Source organism: Nonomuraea mesophila (genome assembly GCF_004352805.1).
Lineage (GTDB): Bacteria > Actinomycetota > Actinomycetes > Streptosporangiales > Streptosporangiaceae > Nonomuraea > Nonomuraea longispora.
Map to the genome: position 1 here is coordinate 1 of NZ_SMLD01000341.1, position 3193 is coordinate 3193.

At 70.2% G+C, this 3193-nt stretch carries 4 protein-coding genes and 1 pseudogene; 4 read left to right on the top strand and 1 reads right to left on the bottom strand.

Going from position 1 to position 3193, the window contains the following annotated elements:
- Positions 1–274: pseudogene (locus E1295_RS49565) on the bottom strand (hypothetical protein); the annotation flags it as partial.
- Positions 275–289: 15 nt separating this feature from the next.
- Here E1295_RS49565 and E1295_RS47725 point away from each other — a divergent pair.
- The 4 genes from E1295_RS47725 (at position 290) to E1295_RS47740 (ending at position 3115) form a co-directional block, all read left to right on the top strand.
- Positions 290–529, top strand: a complete 240-nt coding sequence (locus E1295_RS47725) for a helix-turn-helix domain-containing protein (protein WP_425465409.1) — start codon at positions 290–292, stop codon at positions 527–529.
- Positions 530–640: 111 nt separating this feature from the next.
- On the top strand, positions 641–865 hold the full coding sequence (locus E1295_RS47730) for a hypothetical protein (protein WP_132641973.1): 225 nt from the start codon (positions 641–643) through the stop codon (positions 863–865).
- A gap of 110 nt (positions 866–975) precedes the next feature.
- On the top strand, positions 976–1365 hold the full coding sequence (locus tag E1295_RS47735) for a hypothetical protein (protein ID WP_132641975.1): 390 nt from the start codon (positions 976–978) through the stop codon (positions 1363–1365).
- A gap of 214 nt (positions 1366–1579) precedes the next feature.
- Positions 1580–3115 carry a PQQ-dependent sugar dehydrogenase gene (locus E1295_RS47740; protein ID WP_132641977.1) on the top strand — a complete coding sequence of 512 codons (1536 nt, stop codon included), beginning with the start codon at positions 1580–1582 and terminating at the stop codon, positions 3113–3115.
- The last annotated feature ends 78 nt before the right edge of the window (positions 3116–3193 follow it).

Below are 3193 nucleotides of genomic sequence, written 5' to 3' on the forward strand. Positions count from 1 at the left end.
GTGCGGGCATACCGCGCACGCCGACGTGAACGCGGCGGTCAACATCCTCAGGGCAGGGCTTGCCCTTCGCCAGGCTTCGGAAGCGGCTTAGCGAGAAGCCGCTCCCTTCAGGGAGCGGAGGAGTCACTCCGAGCATCCGCAGGAAGAGCCAGTCGAGCAGGCGGTCGGGCAGCAGCCGGGGCAGCTTGGTGAGCAGCTTGGCGTGCCCGCCCGCGGGATACCGGGTCGCCGGGCGTGGCGCGGTCAGCGCGCGCAGGATCGCGCGGGCGATCACTTCGGGCGGGCTGCCGTGGCCGCGGCGATCATCTTGCCCGGCGCCACGGCCACGGCCGGACTGGCCGCACTCACCCCCCAGGAGCTCCAGGTGGTGCGGATGGCGACCACCGGCGCCAGCAACCGGGAGATCGCCGCGCACTTGTTCCTCAGCCCTCGCACGGTCGCCTACCACCTCTACAAGGCCTTCCCCAAGCTGGGCGTGACCTCGCGGGTGGAACTGGCCGCCCTGCTCCGCGACCGCCCCCCGCTCTGACGGCGGAAGCGGCCGGACTGTCCCGGACGGCGGTCCGGTCGTCCGTTGAGCCGGTCGCAAGCGTCACCTGCATCATGACATCGTGTCGGCACATCGGTTCGGGGAGAGATCGTGGGCACACCCTCTGAGAAGCAGATCGGCGGCAACACGCTCATCGAGGAACTCGGCCAGGACGGCGACGCGGTCACCTATCCGGCGGCCCGCCCTGGCCTCGACGAGGCCGTCACCACCCTGCGCGGCGCCCCCACGGCACCCCACCCGTCCTGCCGGACTGACCAGGGGACGCCTGCGGCCGCGGCCACGCCACCGCACGGAGCACCCCGCCTTCACCCATGACCGGCCCACCCCCGGACGGCGGACCTCCGCACCTGCAACCCTCGCCTGTGCACGGGACGCTTTCGTCCCCTCCGCAGGCACCCCTTGGACCACGCCACCAGGAGGAACCAGTGTCATATCCGCGACCGCTCACCCCCGAGGAGGTACTCGCCGACGCGAAGAAGCGGCTGAGCCTCCCGCGTATCGTCGTGATCTGCGGCTCCACTCGTTTCATGATCGAGATGACCGAGGCCGAGCTGCGGGAGACCACAGCCGGAAGGATCGTCGTCAAGCCGGGTTGTGACATGAAGTCGCCGCACGAGCTCTGGTCCGATCCCGTCGAGGCCGAGGCGCTGAAGGTTCGACTCGACGATCTGCACCGGGCGAAGATCCGGCTCGCTGATGAGGTGCTCGTGGTCGGCGACTACGTCGGAGACAGCACCCGAGCCGAGATCGCCTACGCCCGGTCGCTGGGCAAGCCCGTGCGGTTCACGCATCCCGAGGTCGACCCCGACGCCTGACCGCCTGCCCCCACCCGTGTGAAGCGTGCGGCGATGTACGTTTCATTCGGCCGGTGGCGGGGTGCCGGAACGTTCCCGCATCACCGCAGGTCAGAGAACGCCCACGAGCTGGCGCGGCGGCTACGTGCGTACGTCATGATCGCCGCCCTGGTTGGGACGGCGGGTGAGCCGCTACCGTCCGATCCGACGACGCCTCGCCTCTTGGAGTCCCGCCATGCCAGGAAAACGCTGGGCCGCCCCCGCACTGCTCGCCCTCACCCTGCCGCTGCTCGCCCCCGTGGGCGTGCTCACCCCACCGGTCGCCGCGGCGACGTCCCCGTCCGTCCCGGCCGCCTCCGAGGTGCCGCTGGAGGAGATCAACACGGTCACCACCCAGGTCGCCTTCGGTTTACGCCGCCCCACCGCCATCGCCGCGCCCGACGACGGGACGGACCGGCTGTTCATCACCGAGAAACGCGGGACCGTGCGGGTCTACCACCCGGACACCGGTCTCGACGCGACCCCGATCATCGACATCACCGCGTCGGTGGACGAATCGGGCAACGAGCGCGGGCTGCTCGGCATCGCCCTCGCGCCCGACTTCGCCGAGAGCCACGACCTGTACCTGGCCTACACGGCGCTGCCGGACGGCGCGGTGACCCTGGCGCGGTACGCGCTGGACGACGCCGGCCTCGAACCTCTGCTGTCCCAGGAGCACGCCGAGAACAGCAACCACAACGGCGGCCAGATCACCTTCGGCACCGACGGCAACCTGTACATGAGCATCGGCGACGGCGGCGGCTCCGGCGACCCGTTCGACTCCGGGCAGCGCGTGGACACCCTGCTGGGCAAGATCCTGCGCATCGACGTCAGCCGGAGCTGCGGCGACCTGGCCTACTGCGTACCGCAGGACAATCCTTTCGCCGGCGTCGAGGGCGCCCGCGAGGAGATCTGGATGTACGGCGGGCGCAACCCGTGGCGGTTCTCCATCGACCCCGCGGACGGCTCGATGTGGATCGCCGACGTCGGCCAGGGCCGCTGGGAGGAGATCAACCACGTCAAGCCGGGACGGCAGGCCGGCGCGAACCTCGGCTGGTCCTGTTACGAAGGGCTGGAGGTGTTCGACGAGACCCAGTGCCGCTCCGACGCCGAGTACACCGAGCCGGTCTTCACCTACTCCCCGCACACCGGCGGCTGCGCGGTCATCGGCGGGCAGGTCTACCACGGCGAGGAGTTCGCCGACCTGGTCGGCGGCACCTACATCGCCACCGACTACTGCTCCTCCACCGTGTGGGCGCTGCGTGAGGACGGCGCGGGCGGCTATCTCCAGGCCGAGATCGGCCAGACGCCGACGCAGGTCACCGCGTTCGGCGCCACGGCGCAGGGCGAGTTGTACGTCGTCAACGACCTTCCCGGTGGCCTGCACCGCGTCTCGTTCGAACGCGCGGAGCCGACCTGCCTGATCGGGCACACCACGCGGACCTGGGGCGGCGGCATGACCGTCGACCTCATCGTCACCAACACCGGCACCACGCCGATCGACGGATGGACGCTGCGCTTCCCCCTTCCGCAGGGGCAGAGCATCGTCTCCGACTGGAACACCGACCTCACCCAGAGCGGCGACATCGTCATCGCGGTCAACGCCGGCCACAACGCGTCGATCGCGCCCGGCGGCAGCGTCACGCTGGGCTATCTCGCCAACCACACGGGCGACACGTCACTGCCGAGCAGATTCTCGCTCAACAGGGACACCTGCGCCGTCGACCGCTGACCCGGGGCGCTGTGTGATGGTATAACTACACTATGTGATCGCGGCGTCCCCGGCGCCGCCCCCGCTGCGTCTCCCCAC

What these genes read in the sequence shown, in the direction of transcription:
- E1295_RS47740 (WP_132641977.1), top strand. Translation starts at nt 1,580, where the DNA reads ATGCCAGGAAAACGCTGGGCCGCCCCCGCACTGCTCGCCCTCACCCTG.